This window comes from Methylobacterium platani, assembly GCF_001653715.1.
Lineage (GTDB): Bacteria > Pseudomonadota > Alphaproteobacteria > Rhizobiales > Beijerinckiaceae > Methylobacterium > Methylobacterium platani.
In genome coordinates this window covers 155,543-170,195 of record NZ_LWHQ01000043.1, presented here as the reverse complement: position 1 = coordinate 170,195, position 14,653 = coordinate 155,543, and the positions used below count along the sequence as shown (strand labels likewise).

Sequence of the window (14,653 nt, the reverse complement as noted above, 5' to 3'; positions counted from 1 at the left end):
CCCGAGCTTTACCGCCCGGATGGTAAAGAACCGCTCAACCGGCTGCGCTAACCGAGGGGTAAGGGCGGGCGTGCGACTCAGGGCGCGCCGGATCATCGAGGCCCGCCAGGAATCCGGCAGGAACCCGCCAGGAACCCGCCATGCTCGCCGCCCCGCTCCCCGAGGCCGGATCCGGCCCGGAAGCCTCCGGACAGGGATCCCGTGGAGCGGCGGCGGACCGCTCGCCCTTCGAGCGGCCGGCGATCGTCTGGCTCATCGTCCTGGCCGGCGCCGCCGGGATCGTGTCCTGGCCCGATCTCTGGGCGGTTCTGCGCGACCTGCGCCTGCCGGATACCGACGACGCCATGCGGCTCGTCCAGGTGCGCGACTGGCTCTCCGGCCAATCCTGGTTCGACCTCGCCCAGCACCGCCATGCCGGGGCGCCGCCGATGCACTGGTCGCGCCTCGTCGACGTGCCGATCGCCGTCCTGATCCTGCTGGCGCGTCCTCTGGCGGATCTCCTGACGCAATCTTCGGCGGGTCCGATCAGCGCGGAGGGGATCGCCGCCGCGCTGTGGCCGCTCGTGCTGCTCGGGCTCTACGCGGCGATCCTGTATCGCGGGGTGTGCCGCGCCTTCGGCTGGCGGGCCGCGGCCTTCGCGGTGTTCGCGGCCGCCCAGGCGGTGTTCGTCACCGGCCTGTTCGCCCCGGGCCGCATCGACCACCACAACGTCCAGATCTGCGCGGTCCTCGCCCTCGTCCTCTCCCTCGCCCGGCCTGCCCCGACGTCGCGCGACGGCGCCTGCGCCGGGGCGCTCGCCGCGCTGTCGCTGGCGGTCGGGCTCGAGGCCCTGCCCTTCATCGCCGGGGCCGGCCTCGTCCTGGCGCTGCGGTGGTGGCGCGACGGGCGCACCGCCCTGCCGCCCTTCCTCGGCTTCTCCCTCGCCCTCGGCCTCTTCGCCCCGGCGCTGTTCCTGGCCCAGACCGATCCGGCGCTGTGGCGCGCCGCCGCCTGCGACGCCCTCTCGCCGCCCTGGCTCTGGCTCGCGGCCTCTGCTGCCGCGACGGCGGCGTGCGCCGCCTGCGCCCCCCGGGGGGCGGGGAGGGGCCTGCGGCTCGCGGTCCTGGCCGCCTGCGGGGCGGTCGCGGTCGGCGGCTTCCTCGTGCTGTTCCCGGCCTGCGCCGCCGGGCCGTTCACCGGCATGCCGGCCCTCGTGCACGACGAGTGGCTGGTGAAGGTGCGCGAGATGCGCCCGGTCTGGCAGCTCGTCCGCCTCGCGCCCGATGCGGTCCTCGCCGGCTACCTGCCGGTGCTGATCGGCGCCGTCGCGGCGAGCGTCTGGGCCCGGCGCGGGCGCGAGCCGGCGCAGCGATGCCTGATGGCGGCGGCCGCCGCCTCGCTCTGGCTCGGCCTGGTCCTCGGCCTGCCGCAGTTCCGCGGCCTCTACGTCGCCGGCGCCTTCGTGCCCCTGGTGGGCGGCCCGGCCCTCGACCGGGCGGTCGCGCTCCTGCGCGTGCCCGCGGCCGGCCCGCGGCGGCGCCTCGCCGCCCTCGCCCTGAGCCTCGCTTTGTGCGGCAAGGTCTGGCTCCTGCTGGCGGCGGTGCCGGAGGCCATCGCCGGCACGGACAAGCCCTTCGCGGCCGATCACGCCGCCTGGCAGGGCTGCGGCGCCCGCCGCGCCGTCGCCGCCCTCGACGCCCTGCCGCGGGGGCGGATCCTCGCGGAGATCGATCTCGGGCCCAACCTCCTGCTGCACGGCCACCACGCGGTCGTGGCGGCGCCCTACCACCGCGCGCTGCCCGGCCTCGTCGCCTCGCTCGAGGCGTTCAGGGACGCGCACGCGACCGCCGACGTGGCGCGGCGGGTGGGGGCGGACTACATCGTGGCCTGCGCCCCCCCGGCGGAGCCGGGCGAGGTGCCGAACGTCGCGGTCCGCCTCGGGCGCGGCGAGATCACCCCGCCCGGGCTGGAGCCGGTCCCGGTGCAGGACACGCCCTTGCGGGTCTGGCGCCTGTCGGCCGGCGCCGCAGGGGAGCATCGGTGATCGGGCGGATCGCGGCGTGTCTCCTCCTCGGCCTCGTCCTCGCGGCCCTGGCCGCCGGGGCCGTGGCGGTCGCCCGCGGCGAGGAGCCCGGCGGCATCGAGGAGGTCTGGACCGCCCTGTTCGGCCCGCCGGATCTCGGGCCGGTCGATTTCGCCGCCCTGGCGCGGGTGCCGTCCCGCAACGACGCGCTCGCCTGCGCGCCCGACGTCTGCCCCCTGGCGCGGGCCGATGCGGTGCCGCCCGATTTCGCGGTCGCCGGGGCGCGCCTGCGCGAGATCGTCCGGGCGGTGGCCGAGCGCCAGCCGCGCACGGCGCTCGTCTTCACCGACGCCTGGGGCGAGCAGGACCGCTACGTCGCCCGCACCGCGTGGCTGCGCTGCCCGGACACCGTCACGGTCGAGATCGTCGGCCGCGGGGAGGGCCGATCGAGCCTCGCGCTCTACATCCGCAGCCAGGTCGGCTGTCCCGTCCCGGCGACGAGCCGCGCCCGCCTCGACCGCTGGCTCGCCGCGATCGCGCGGGCGGCCGCGACCGAGGCCAACGAGGGGTGATGGGATGCCGCGCGCCGCACACGAGCACGCACACGAGCACTTGCCGCCGACCGCCGTTCCGCCGCTCGCGGGCCTGCCCGCCTCCCCCGACGTCGCGGTGATCGGCGCCGGCGCCGCCGGCATCGGCGCGGCGCGGCGGCTCGCCGCCCGCGGCCTGTCGGTGGCGGTGCTGGAGGCCCGCCCGCGGCTCGGCGGCCGCACCGTGACCACGCGGTTGCGCGGCCATCCGGTCGATCTCGGCGCCCACTGGCTCCATGCCGGGCCGATCAACCCGCTGGTGGCCCTCGGCTTCGCGCGCGGCGAACCGCTGCGCCGGGCCGCGCAGGAGAGCCACCTCTGGGTCGGCCGCCGTCCGGGCCGGCCGGCCGAGGAGGCCGCGTTCGGCCGCGCCTGGGCCGTCGCCGACCGGGCGATGACCGACGGCGCCCGCCTGCACGGCGAGGATCGCCCCGCCGCCGCCGCCCTGCCGCCGGGCCTCGGGCCCTGGGGCCGGCGCGTCGCCCTGGTGCACGGCCTCGTCTCGGGCCGCCCGCTGACCGAGGTCAGCCTGCACGACTTCCCGAGCATGGAGTACGGCGACAACTTCTTCATCGCCGGGGGCTACGGCGCCTATCTCGCCCGCCTCGCCGCCGGGCTGCCGGTGGCCCTGTCGACCCCGGTCTCCGCCCTCGACTGGTCGGGGGAGGGGGTGCGGCTCGATCTCGGGGACAACGGCGCCCTGACGGCGCGCGCCGCCCTCGTCACCGCCCCGATGATGGTGCTGCAGGAGCCGGCCCCGGCGCTCCGCTTCGCCCCGGACCTGCCGGAGCCCGTCCGCGCGGCGATCGACGGGTTCCGCACCGGCATCTACGAGCACGTCGTGCTGCACTGGCCGTCCTCGCCGTTCCGCGGCCGCGACCGGCTGGCGAGCCTGATCGGCGGCCGCCTGCAGCCGCCCGGCCTGCTGACCCGGGTCGACGGCACGCCGTTCCACTATTTCGAGCTCGACGTGCCGATGGCCGAGCGCCTCGACGCGGCCCGTTCCGGGCCCGACGGCGCGCGCCGGCTGGTGCGCGATACCCTGGCCGAACAGGTCGGCCGCGGGTGCCTGCGCGACCTCGCCGTGCCGGCGGTGACCGAGTGGCGCCACGATCCCTGGTCGCGCGGCTCCTGGGCGGTGGTGCCGCCGGGCCACACGCACGCCCGCGACCTCCTGAAGCAGGCGGTGGGCGAGCGGATCTGGTTTGCCGGCGAGGCCCTGTCGCGGGAGCAATGGGGCACCGCGGGCGGCGCCTTCGCGGAGGGCGAGCGGGCGGCCGACGCGATCGCCGCCGCACTCCACTAAAATCCATGGTGGGATTGCGGCGAAGGGTTCCTACATTCCGGCCATGCTCACGCGCATCCTCACCGTCCTCGTGCTCCTCGGCCTGTCCTGCACCGCCGAGGTCCATGCCCAGCCCATGACCCGCAACGTGCTCAAGGGCGCCTGCGAGAAGCTCGTGATCGCCGGCAAGGACGTCAGCCCGACCTGCGGCGACAGCATCGTCAACCTGGTCCAGGGCCGGCGCACCTCGTTCGACTTCACCTCGAGCGACGGCACCACCGTCAGCTTCAGCGGCACCGGCATGCCGCAGGACCGCCAGGAGGAGGTCGGCGTCGACGCGCTCCAGCCGGTCAGCGCCGTGATCCTCACCGTGAAGGGGCAGGACGGCGGCATCACCCGCGACACCCTGATGACCGTCGGCTCCTGCCGCTTCCCGGCCTCCGCGCCCGGCCGCTCCACCGTCGCCTGCGCGGCCGACACCCAGCGCGGCCGCTTCGAGGGCACCTTCACGACGGCGAGCGACGCGGCGGGAAAGTAGAGGGCCGCGCCGACGATGCGGCTGGTACGGAGCGTTCAGCGACCGGCGCCGTAAAGCGGCATCAGGTCATCCCGGCAAGATTCTGGGCCGTCACGCCGAACGGTGTCAGCGGTTCGAAGTGACGGAGGTTCTCGGTGACGAGGATGAGGCGGTGCGCCTTCGCGGTGGCGGCGATCGCGATATCCGCGAAGCCGGGATGCCGACCAATCCCGGCCGCCCGGTCCGAGAGCGCCCCCGATTCGTCGGCCTCCTCGCGTCCGAAGGCGAGGATGCGGTCCGCGAACAGGGCGGTGAGCGACGTCACCCACGCATCGAGCGCCTCCGCGCGGGCCATCGAACCTTTTCGGCGCAACTTGCAGATCCCCTCGCGGATCTCCGCGAGCGTCACGGCCGACAGGTGCAGACGTTCCGTTTCCTCGCGCAGTCGGGCCAGCACGGCCTCGGGCAGATTGGACCGACCCGGCGCGAGGAGCGAGAGCGACGAGGTATCGAGAAGATAGCCGCCATGGCTCATAAGTCGATTGGCCGCATCGGTGTCCGGTCGCGCTCGACGTCATCGAGACCGCCCGGGAACGTCATCAGGAAGTCGGCGAAGTTCGGCTTGTCGTCGGGGTACAGGCGACGTGCCACCTCTACGGGGACGATCACCGCGGCCGGTCGCCCATGCCGCGTGATCGTCGTCGGTTCGCCCCGCTCCGCCGCCTCGACCAGGGCCGAGAACCCCGCCTTGGCGTCCCTCGCCTGAATCGTCCGCATCAGCGCGCTCCCGCGATTATGACCACATGAGGTCACGGTATCGGAGCGACGTTCTGTGCACAACCAGTCCTCACGATCGGCCTCAGCGCCGCGGCCCGCGATCGAGCCCCGCCTTGCGCAACGCATCCGCAAGCGCGCCGCCGCCCGCCGGCTCCTCGCGGCGGGGTTGCGGGCGGGGAGCGTCCCGGCGGGGCGCGTCGCGGTGCTGGCCGCCCGGCTCGCGCGGAGGCCGGGCGCCGACCTCGTCGTCGAGGCGCAGGGTGAGCGAGATGCGCTTGCGGGGTGCGTCCACCTCCAGGACCTTCGCCCGCACCACGTCGCCGGGCTTCACCACCGCGCGGGGATCCTTCACGAAGGTCTTCGACAGGGCGGAGATGTGGACGAGGCCGTCCTGGTGCACGCCGATGTCGACGAAGGCGCCGAAGGCCGCGACGTTCGTCACCACGCCCTCCAGCACCATGCCGGGCCGCAGATCGCCGATCTTTTCCACGCCCTCCTGGAAGGTCGCGGTCTTGAAGGTCGGGCGCGGGTCGCGGCCGGGCTTTTCCAGCTCGGCGATGATGTCGGTGACGGTCGGCAGGCCGAAGGTCTCGTCGGTGAACGACTTGGCATTGAGGCCCTTGAGCACGGTGCCGTTGCCGATCACCGCCTTGATGTCGCTCTTCGTCGCCTGGAGGATGCGGCGCACCACCGGGTAGGCCTCCGGATGCACGCCCGAGGCATCGAGCGGATCGTCGCCGTTCTGGATCCGCAGGAAGCCCGCCGACAATTCGAACGCCTTCGGCCCGAGCCCCGCGACTTTCTTCAACCCCGAACGGCTGCGGAACGGGCCGTTGCCGTCGCGGTGGCTGACGATGTTCTGCGCCACCCGCTCGCTCAGGCCCGACACCCGGGCGAGTAGCGGGCCCGAGGCGGTGTTGACGTCGACCCCGACGCCGTTCACGCAATCCTCCACCACCGCGTCGAGGGAGCGCGACAGCTTTCCCTCCGCCAGGTCGTGCTGGTACTGGCCGACGCCGATCGCCTTCGGCTCGATCTTCACCAGCTCGGCGAGCGGATCCTGGAGGCGCCGGGCGATCGAGACCGCGCCGCGCAAGGACACGTCGAGCCCCGGCAGTTCCTGGCTCGCATAGGCCGAGGCCGAGTAGACCGAGGCGCCGGCCTCCGACACCATCACCTTGGTGAGCGTCAAGTCCGGCTGCTTGGCGATCAGCTCGGCGGCGAGCTTGTCGGTCTCGCGCGAGGCGGTGCCGTTGCCGATGGCGACCAGCTCGACCCCGTGCGCCCGGCAGAGCTTCGCCAGCGTCATCAGCGCGCCGGTCCAGTCGCGCCGCGGCTCGTGCGGGTAGATCGTGTCGGTGGCGACCACCTTGCCGGTGGCATCGACCACCGCGACCTTGACGCCGGTGCGGTAGCCCGGATCGAGGCCGAGGGTCGGGCGCGCGCCGGCCGGCGCGGCGAGCAGAAGGTCGCGCAGGTTGCCGGCGAAGACCCGCACCGCTTCAATTTCCGCGGCTTCCCACAGGCGGGCCCGCAGGTCGAGCTCGATCGAGAGCCGGAGCTTGGTGCGCCAGGCCCAGCGCACCGCCTCCATCAGCCAGCGGTCGCCGGGCCGGCCGCGATCCTGGATCCCGACCGAGAGGGCGATGCGGCCGTCATAGAGGCTCTGTGCGTCGACCCCCTCGGGGGCCTCGTCGAGGCGCAGGTCCAGGGCCTCCTCCTTCTCGCCCCGGAACAGCGCCAGCACCCGGTGGGAGGGGAGGCGGGTCAGGGGCTCGGAGAAGTCGAAATAGTCGGAGAACTTGGCGCCGGCCTGCGCCTTGCCCTCGCGCACCCGCGAGACGAGCCGGCCGCGGGTCCAGAACGCCTCGCGCAACTGGCCGACGAGTTCGGCATTCTCGGCGAAACGCTCGACCAGGATCGAGCGGGCGCCCTCGAGCGCCGCCTCCGGCGTCGCGACGCCCTTCGCCTCGTCGACGAACGGGGCGGCGGCGGTGAGCGGCACCTGGTCGGGGCGGGTCAGCAGCGCCTCGGCGAGCGGCCCGAGGCCCGCCTCGCGGGCGATCTGCGCCTTGGTGCGGCGCTTGGGCTTGAACGGCAGGTAGAGGTCCTCGAGCCGCGCCTTGGTGTCGGCGGCGAGGAGCTGTCCCCTCAGGGCGTCGTCGAGCTTGCCCTGGGCCCCCACGCTCTCCAGGATCGCGGCGCGGCGGGCCTCCAGCTCGCGCAGGTAGCGCAGGCGCTCCTCCAGATTGCGCAGCTGCGCGTCGTCGAGGGTACCGGTCACCTCCTTGCGGTAGCGGGCGATGAACGGCACCGTCGACCCGCCGTCGAGCAGGTCCACCGCCGCCTTGACCTGCCATTCCTGCGCGCCGATCTCGGTGGCGATGCGCTGGGTGATGCTGGACATGACGACTCCGCGTTTTTCCGGGGCGACGGGGAGGCGTGTCCTTAGAGGGGTTGGGGGCGAGTTGGAAGGGCGGGGATCAGAGGGTCGGGGCGTCCGTTGCGTCCGCGGCCCCACGAGGCTGCCGCCCCGCCCAGGCGTCGCGTTCGGCGCGGGTGAACAGGGCGCAGATGGTGACGTGGCTCACCGCGGCGACGGGCAGGGCGAGCAGGCCGAAGACCACGTACTTGCTGTAGCCGCCCGGCAGGCGCCAGAGCGGCGCCCCCTGCATGACGGCGAGGACTAGCCCGAGCTGGCCGCCGAGGATCCAGGCGAGGCGCTGATGGCCCGTGAAACGCCGCTCGACCGGCGTGATCGAACCCGCCAGGACCATCGCCGACCACGCCACCAGTCCGGCCGCCAGCGGGACGATCGCGGGGTCCAGGCTTCCGTCGAACACGGCCCGCATCGCTTCGAACAGGACGAGGCTGACGCCGTTCGCGGCGAGCAGGAGGAGGAAACGGGGCATGACCCTCTCCGGCGGGATCGACGGTCGATCCGCCTCGCGACGGTCGCTGCTCCCTGTCCCTGGGTCAAGTCGCGAAATCGACAACCGAGACCGGGCATGGCCGGCGACGGGAACGGGCGGTCCGAAGGATCGGGCCGCCCGTCACGATCGATGGCGTCGACGATGGGGCGTCGGGCGCCTCAGCGCACCCCGCCCGCCGGCAGCACCCCGGTCGGGGCGGGGACGCGGCGCATCCGCTCGCGGTGGGCGGTGTAGAGGCCGCTGCCGCAGATCACCAGCACGCCGAGGCCCATATAGGCGTTCGGCACGGTGCCGAAGAACAGGAAGCCGAGGAGGCCGGCCCAGATGATCTGGCTGTAGGAGAACGGCACCAGGGTCGAGGCCGGGGCGTGGCGGTAGGCGATGGTGACGATCCAGTGCCCGGCGGTCGAGATGAGGCCGATCGCGGCGCCGACCGCGACCTGGGTCAGGTTCGGGGTCTCCCAGACGAAGGGCACGAGGGCCGACAGGATCAGGAAGCCGACGATCGCCGACCAGGTCATGGTGGTCTGGGGGGCGTCGTAGCCGTTGATCTTGCGGGTCACGACGAGGGCGGCGGCCCAGAACAGGGCCGAGACGATCGGCAGGAGGGCGGCGGTCTGGAAGGCGCTGGTGCCCGGCCGCACGATGATGAGGACGCCGATGAGCCCGACGAAGGCGGCGGCCCAGCGCCGGGCCCCGACCTTCTCGCCCAGCACCGGGATCGACAGGGCGGTGACGAAGATCGGCGAGACGAAGGCGATGGCGGTGATCTCGGCCACCGGCAGGGAGCGCAGGCCGGCGAGGAACAGGAGCGCCGAGCCGACGAGCGCGACGCCGCGCACCACCTGCAGGCCCGGGCGCGCCGAGCGGAACGGCGAGGCGCCGCGCTTGAGACGCGCCCGCACCAGCGCCGCCACCAGCATCACCGCCAGGAACCCGGTGTAGCGCAGCCACGCCACCTCGATGCCGGAGAGCTGCCCGGTGAGAAACTTGGCGGTCGCGTCGGAGCTCGACAGGAACACGGTCGAGATCACCACCAGCGCGATGCCGCGCAGGGGCTGGTCGCCGAGCACGGCCGGCAGGGCCGGGCGGGCGGAGGGGGCGGCGGCGAGGGGAAGCGTCAGGGAGGCCACGGGTGTCACGGCGGGTGTCGGGGAGGGGCCTTAGTCCTACCACCGCCCCGGCTGCCTCAGCCGTGCCGATTGCGCGCTACGGCCATGCTGTCGGATCAGCCCTAGTTAAGGCACGCTTTACCCGATCGTGTTCGGCCCGCGGCGACTTGGTGTGGTGCCGCCATCATCCCGCCGCAAGGCTTAAACCTGTCTCCTGAAAGACTCGTGAAGAGAATTCGTCTTCACCGGAACCGGGTTTGGAATTGCGTGTTGTTTCGCCCGCGCAGGGTTAAGGGGCCCTGCGCGGGCGAGGGGGGTCAGCAGCAGCGGAAGCCGCCGCGGCCGCCGACGCCGAACCGGGCGTTCTGGCGCTCGCGGAAGAACTCCGTCGCGGTCATCGGCTGCTGGTCGGGATGGGTCTTGCGGATATGGGCGACGTAGGTGTCGTAGTTGCCCTGGCCGACCATCAGGCGCGCCCCGTCGCAGACGCAGCGCGTCAGGGTCGCCCAGCGATCCCGTAAGGACTCGGCGCCCATCGGCTCACTCCGCCGCCGCCGGCACCGTCCGCGGATCCGCCTCGAGGGCGGTCCAGCGGTCGGCGCGGTAGGCCTTGAGGCAGGCCTGGATGCCGAAGGCCACGATCGCCACCACGACGGCGACGAAGAGCAGCGCCAGCACCGCGTCGATGCGGTCGTTGAACACGATCTGGCGCATCTGGTCGGCGGTCTTGGCCGGCGCCAGCACCTTGCCCTCCGCGAGCGCGGTCGCGTAGCGCTCGGCGTGGGCGAGGAAGCCCACCCGCGGATCGGCGGAGAAGACCTTCTGCAGGCCGGCGGTCAGCGTGCAGGCGACGAGCCACACCGTCGGCACGATGGTGACGAGGGCGTAGCGCTCCCGCTTCATCTTGAAGATGACGACGGTGCAGAGCGTCAGCGCGATCGCCGCCAGCATCTGGTTCGAGATGCCGAAGAGCGGCCACAGGGTGTTCACGCCGCCGAGCGGATCGGTCACGCCCTGGTAGAGGAAGAAGCCCCAGAAAGCGACGCACAGGCCGGTCGCCACGATGCTCGGTCCCCAGGACGCCGTGTCCTTGAAGGCCGGCACCGCGACGCCGATCAGGTCCTGCAGCATGAAGCGCCCGGCCCGGGTGCCGGCATCGACGGCGGTGAGGATGAACAGGGCCTCGAACAGGATGGCGAAATGGTACCAGAACGCCATCATCGCCTTGCCGCCGACGACGTTCGAGATGATGTGGGCCATGCCGACCGCGAGCGTCGGCGCGCCGCCGGCCCGCGAGATCACGGTGTGCTCGCCCACATCCGCGGCGGTCTGCTTGATGGTCTCGGCCGAGATCGGGAAGCCCATGGCGGTGACCGCCGCGGACGCGCTCTCGGGCGTGGTGCCGACGACCGCCGCCGGCGAGTTCATGGTGAAGTAGACGCCCGGATCGATGACGGTGGCGGCGACGAGCGCCATCACGGCGACGAAGGATTCCATCAGCATGCCGCCATAGCCGATGAAGCGGGCATTGACCTCGTTGTCGATCAGCTTCGGCGTCGTGCCCGACGAGATCAGGCTGTGGAAGCCCGAGACCGCGCCGCACGCGATGGTGATGAACAGGAACGGGAACAGCGAGCCCGACCAGACCGGCCCGGTGCCGTCGACGAACTTCGTCACCGCGGGCATCTGGAGGTGGGGGGCCAGCACCAGGATGCCGAGCGCCAGGCCGACGATGGTGCCGATCTTGAGGAAGGTCGAGAGGTAGTCGCGCGGGGCGAGCAGCAGCCAGACCGGCAGGATCGAGGCGACGAAGCCGTAGCCGATCAGCATCCAGCACAGCTGCGTGCCGGTGAAGGTGAACATCGCGGCGAGCGCCGGATCCTCGGCGACGGTCTGGCCGTAGATGATCGCGGCCATGAGCAGCACGAAGCCGAGGATCGAGACCTCGCCGATGCGGCCGGGGCGGATCCAGCGCGAGTAGACGCCCATCAGGAGCGCGATCGGGATCGTCGCCATCACCGTGAAGGTGCCCCACGGGCTCTCGGCCAGCGCCTTGACGACGATGAGCGCCAGCACCGCCAGGATGATGACCATGATCAGGAAGGCGCCGAACAGCGCGACGATGCCGGGGATCGTGCCGAGCTCGGAGCGGATCAGCTCGCCGAGCGAGCGGCCGTCGCGGCGCATCGAGACGAACAGCACCATGAAGTCCTGCACGGCGCCGGCCAGCACGACGCCGGCGAGGATCCAGAGCAGGCCCGGCAGGTAGCCCATCTGCGCCGCCAGCACCGGGCCGACCAGCGGGCCGGCGCCCGCGATCGCCGCGAAGTGGTGGCCGAACAGGACGTACTTGTCGGTCGGGACGTAATCGAGCCCGTCGTTGTGGCGCAGGGCCGGGGTCTGGCGGGTCGGGTCGAGCCGCATGATGCGGTCGGCGATGAACAGCGAGTAGTAGCGGTAGGCGATCAGGTAGACCGACACCGCCGCGACGACGATCCAGAGCGCGTTGACGGTCTCGCCGCGCTGCGTCGCCACGACGGCGAGGGCGGCGGCCCCGAGCGCGCCCACGAGCGCCCAGGGCCCGTGCTTGCGGACGGCAGTCATGCGGTTTCCTCCCGGCTTTCGCCGCCGGGCTCACGACATGCTTCGGCGGCTTCCTTCGACTTTCGGGTAAAGGAATCGTCGAGGGCTGCCAATGCGGCAGCGAGTCGGAGGTGCCGTGCCGGAATGAGACTTTCGTCGTAGGGGCGGATGACCGATGGTCCGGGTGCGTGACGAGAAGCAATGACGCCCGCCACCGTCATCCCGGTGCTCGCCGCGGGCGAGGACCCGGGATCCACGACCGCAGACGTTGCCGAAAGGGACGGGAGAACTCTGCCGCATCAAGTATCGCCGGCGGTCACGGATCCCGGGTTCCGCCGCGCGGCCCCTGGACGACGTCGAGACATGTCGGCGGCGGGACGTTTCAACCAGGTTGCGCCGGCCTCGAATGCGCTCAGCTCGACGGCAACCCGCCCAGGATATGATCGTAATCCAGGTTCGCGGTCTCGATGACGATCTGCGTCCGGCTGATGACGCCCAGCTTGCGCAGGATCTCCGAGACGTGCGCCTTCACGGTCGAATCTCCGACGCCGAGCTCGTGGGCGATCTGCTTGTTGAGCTTGCCCTGGCGGATCATCAGCAGCACCCGCACCTGCTGCGGGGTCAGCTCGGCGATGCGCTCGGCGATCGGCGCCTTGCCGGCCTTGCGGCCCGGGACTTCCGCCGGGCCGGCCACGCCCTCGGGCACGAACACCGCGCCGTTGAGCACGTCGGTGATGGCGCGGATCAGCACCGGCTTGCCGGCGGCCTTGGGCACGAAACCGGCGGCGCCGTGGGCCAAAGCCTCGCGCATGATGCGCGGATCGTCGAGGCCGGAGACGACCAGCACCGGGATGCGCGGGAAGCGCGTGCGGATGGCGATCAGCCCGTCGAAGCCGTTGACGCCCTGCATGGTCAGGTCGAGCAGGGTCAGGTCGATCGAGCGGCCGCGGGAGAGCGCCGCGCAGGCGCTCTCGATCCCGTCCGCCTCCTCGACCTCGGCGGCCGGGAAGGCGAGGCGGACCGCGCTGCTCAGGGCGTCGCGGAACAGCGGATGATCGTCCACGATGATCAGGTGCATGTCCGACCCCTCCGCGACGGGCGGCGTCCCGTCCGGCCGCGGAAGAGATACCCCGGGGGCCGGGCTGGTCAATCCCACCATCGCAGCGGATCATCCTCTCGCCGTCGCGCCACCGGGCGGGGCGCGCAGTCGCAGATCGAGGACAGCAACGCGGCTACCCCGATAAAGTCGAGGTAAGAGTTACCACGCGGCCGCCGCAGCAGCCACCGTGCTTTGGTATGGAGCCCGGCGACGACCGCGAGGTCTGCACCTTGGTCCAATGGTCCGTGGCGGCGGCCCGGTCCTATCGTCGTGCGACCTCGGCGGATCAGAGACCTCCTCACCGCGGAGCGGGCGGGAGCGGAGCGTGGCATCTGGCGGCTGGCGGCGCGTGGGGCGCCGCCCGGCGGCCGATCGCGGGGGCGATCGCCCCTCCGTTCCTCGAAGCGCAGGCGCGGCCGCCGCACCGGCCGCGCCTGCGTGCCGTCATGCCCCAGGGTCATGCCCAAAGGTCATCGCCGGGCCGATTGCCTCGTTGCCAGTCGTTCCCCGCGGCCGCATAATGCGATCCCATGCCAGGAACGAGCCGGTCGCGAACGAGCCGGCGACGAGGGGGAGGCAACCGGTGGCGCAGGGCACGCGCACGCGCTCGCATCGCTGCGGGATTCAGACGGCCTGGACCGAGGCGGCCGGAGCGGACGCGGCGGTGGCGGCGCTCGCCGCCTCCCTCGACGTCGGCCGCATCGCGCATCTCGTGATCTTCTTCTCGCCGGTCTACGGCGTCGAGGCGCTCAACGCCGCGCTCGGGCGCACCTTCCCGGGCGTGCGGGTCGCCGGCTGCACCTCGTCGGGGGAGATCAGCCCGATGGCCGGGCTCGACCGCGGCCTCGTGGCGATCGCCTTCCCGCACGAGGGCTTCCGCATCGCCTCGACGGTGCTGGAGGCGGTCGACAACCTCGACGCCGAGCGGGCCTCGGCCTCGATCCGCGGCCTGCGCTGCACCATGGAGACGATCGGCCGCGGCGGGCAGCGTTTCGCGATCTCGCTCATCGACGGCCTCGCCAACGCCGAGGAGACGGTGATCGCCGCGATCGGCTACGGCCTCGACGGGGTGCCCCTCGTCGGCGGTTCGGCCGGCGACGAGCTGACCTTCTCGGAGACCGCCCTGATCCATGACGGGCAGGTGCACCGCCGCGCCGCGGTCCTGCTGCTGATCGAATCCGACTTTCCCGTCGAGATCTTCAAGAACGACAATTTCGAGCCGACCGGGGTCAAGTTCGTCGTCACCGAGACCGACCACGAGCAGCGCACCGTGCGCGAACTCAACGCCGAGCCGGCGGCGGTCGAGTACGCCAACGCGCTGGGCCTCGATCCCGACGCGCTCACCCCGACGAGCTTCGCCGCGCACCCGCTGGTGGTGCGGGTCGGCGGCGACTATTTCTGCCGCTCGATCCGCCACCTCAACCCGGACCGGTCGCTGAGCTTCCACTGCGCCATCGAGAGCGGCGTGGTGCTGACGCTGGCGCGCCAGAAGGACCTCGTCGAGGCGACCCGCGAGGAGCTCGCCCGGCTCGACGCGCGGCTCGGCGGCGTCGACCTGGTGATCGGCTTCGAATGCGTGCTGCGCCGCCTCGACGCCGAGATCCACCAGGCCCGGCACAGCATTGCCGAGCTCTACCGGCACTACAACGTCGTCGGCTTCGAGACCTACGGCGAGCAGTACCGCTCGATGCACCTGAACCAGACCTTCACGGGCATCGCCATCGGCCGGCCCGCCGGCCCGTGAGCGGAGTCGA

Annotated in this window: 13 protein-coding genes; 5 read left to right on the top strand and 8 right to left on the bottom strand. The window is 72.4% G+C overall.

Translation table 11 applies throughout. The features are described 5' to 3' along the window. Positions 1-140: 140 nt before the first annotated feature. Genes A5481_RS21900 through A5481_RS21885 form a run of 4 tightly spaced genes read left to right on the top strand, consistent with a single transcriptional unit; the run spans position 141 to position 4,416 of the window. Positions 141-2,024, top strand: a complete 1,884-nt coding sequence (locus A5481_RS21900; RefSeq protein WP_197514221.1) for a hypothetical protein — start codon at positions 141-143, stop codon at positions 2,022-2,024. Next, on the top strand, positions 2,021-2,575 hold the full coding sequence (locus A5481_RS21895; protein WP_245239197.1) for a hypothetical protein: 555 nt from the start codon (positions 2,021-2,023) through the stop codon (positions 2,573-2,575). The genes A5481_RS21900 and A5481_RS21895 overlap by 4 nt, the downstream gene beginning before the upstream one ends. Positions 2,576-2,579: 4 nt before the next feature. Then, positions 2,580-3,899 carry a flavin monoamine oxidase family protein gene (locus tag A5481_RS21890; RefSeq protein WP_048437173.1) on the top strand — a complete coding sequence of 440 codons (1,320 nt, stop codon included), beginning with the start codon at positions 2,580-2,582 and terminating at the stop codon, positions 3,897-3,899. 43 nt (positions 3,900-3,942) lie between these two features. Next, complete coding sequence (locus A5481_RS21885) at positions 3,943-4,416, top strand: hypothetical protein (protein WP_048437174.1); 474 nt, start codon at positions 3,943-3,945, stop codon at positions 4,414-4,416. A gap of 61 nt (positions 4,417-4,477) precedes the next feature. On the opposite strand, the gene A5481_RS21880 is transcribed toward A5481_RS21885, so the two are convergent. The 8 genes from A5481_RS21880 to A5481_RS21845 all read right to left on the bottom strand — a co-directional run bounded on the left by A5481_RS21880 (position 4,478) and on the right by A5481_RS21845 (position 12,959). Then, the gene (locus tag A5481_RS21880) at positions 4,478-4,930 is read right to left on the bottom strand and encodes a PIN domain-containing protein (protein WP_048437175.1); all 453 of its coding nucleotides are present in this window, start codon (positions 4,928-4,930) and stop codon (positions 4,478-4,480) included. Further along, entirely contained in the window at positions 4,927-5,172 is a 246-nt protein-coding gene (locus A5481_RS21875) for a type II toxin-antitoxin system Phd/YefM family antitoxin (protein WP_048437176.1), read from the bottom strand. Before A5481_RS21875 ends, A5481_RS21880 begins: the two co-directional genes overlap by 4 nt. 82 nt (positions 5,173-5,254) lie before the next feature. Continuing rightward, positions 5,255-7,579: a Tex family protein gene (locus A5481_RS21870; protein ID WP_064504295.1), complete on the bottom strand. Its 2,325-nt coding sequence runs from the start codon at positions 7,577-7,579 to the stop codon at positions 5,255-5,257. A 76-nt stretch (positions 7,580-7,655) separates the two neighbouring features. Next, a complete protein-coding gene (locus A5481_RS21865) occupies positions 7,656-8,084 on the bottom strand; it encodes a hypothetical protein (RefSeq protein ID WP_048435805.1) in 429 nt (142 codons plus the stop codon). Positions 8,085-8,263: 179 nt separating this feature from the next. Then, positions 8,264-9,247 carry a DMT family transporter gene (locus A5481_RS21860; protein WP_245298650.1) on the bottom strand — a complete coding sequence of 328 codons (984 nt, stop codon included), beginning with the start codon at positions 9,245-9,247 and terminating at the stop codon, positions 8,264-8,266. A gap of 287 nt (positions 9,248-9,534) precedes the next feature. Continuing rightward, entirely contained in the window at positions 9,535-9,753 is a 219-nt protein-coding gene (locus tag A5481_RS21855; protein ID WP_064504293.1) for a YbdD/YjiX family protein, read from the bottom strand. Positions 9,754-9,757: 4 nt separating this feature from the next. Then, on the bottom strand, positions 9,758-11,821 hold the full coding sequence (locus A5481_RS21850) for a carbon starvation CstA family protein (RefSeq protein ID WP_064504292.1): 2,064 nt from the start codon (positions 11,819-11,821) through the stop codon (positions 9,758-9,760). 391 nt (positions 11,822-12,212) lie between these two features. Next, entirely contained in the window at positions 12,213-12,959 is a 747-nt protein-coding gene (locus A5481_RS21845; protein ID WP_048437694.1) for a response regulator, read from the bottom strand. 523 nt (positions 12,960-13,482) lie between these two features. On the opposite strand from A5481_RS21845, the gene A5481_RS21840 reads away from it, so the two are divergent. Next, positions 13,483-14,643, top strand: a complete 1,161-nt coding sequence (locus A5481_RS21840; RefSeq protein ID WP_048437693.1) for an FIST N-terminal domain-containing protein — start codon at positions 13,483-13,485, stop codon at positions 14,641-14,643. The last annotated feature ends 10 nt before the right edge of the window (positions 14,644-14,653 follow it).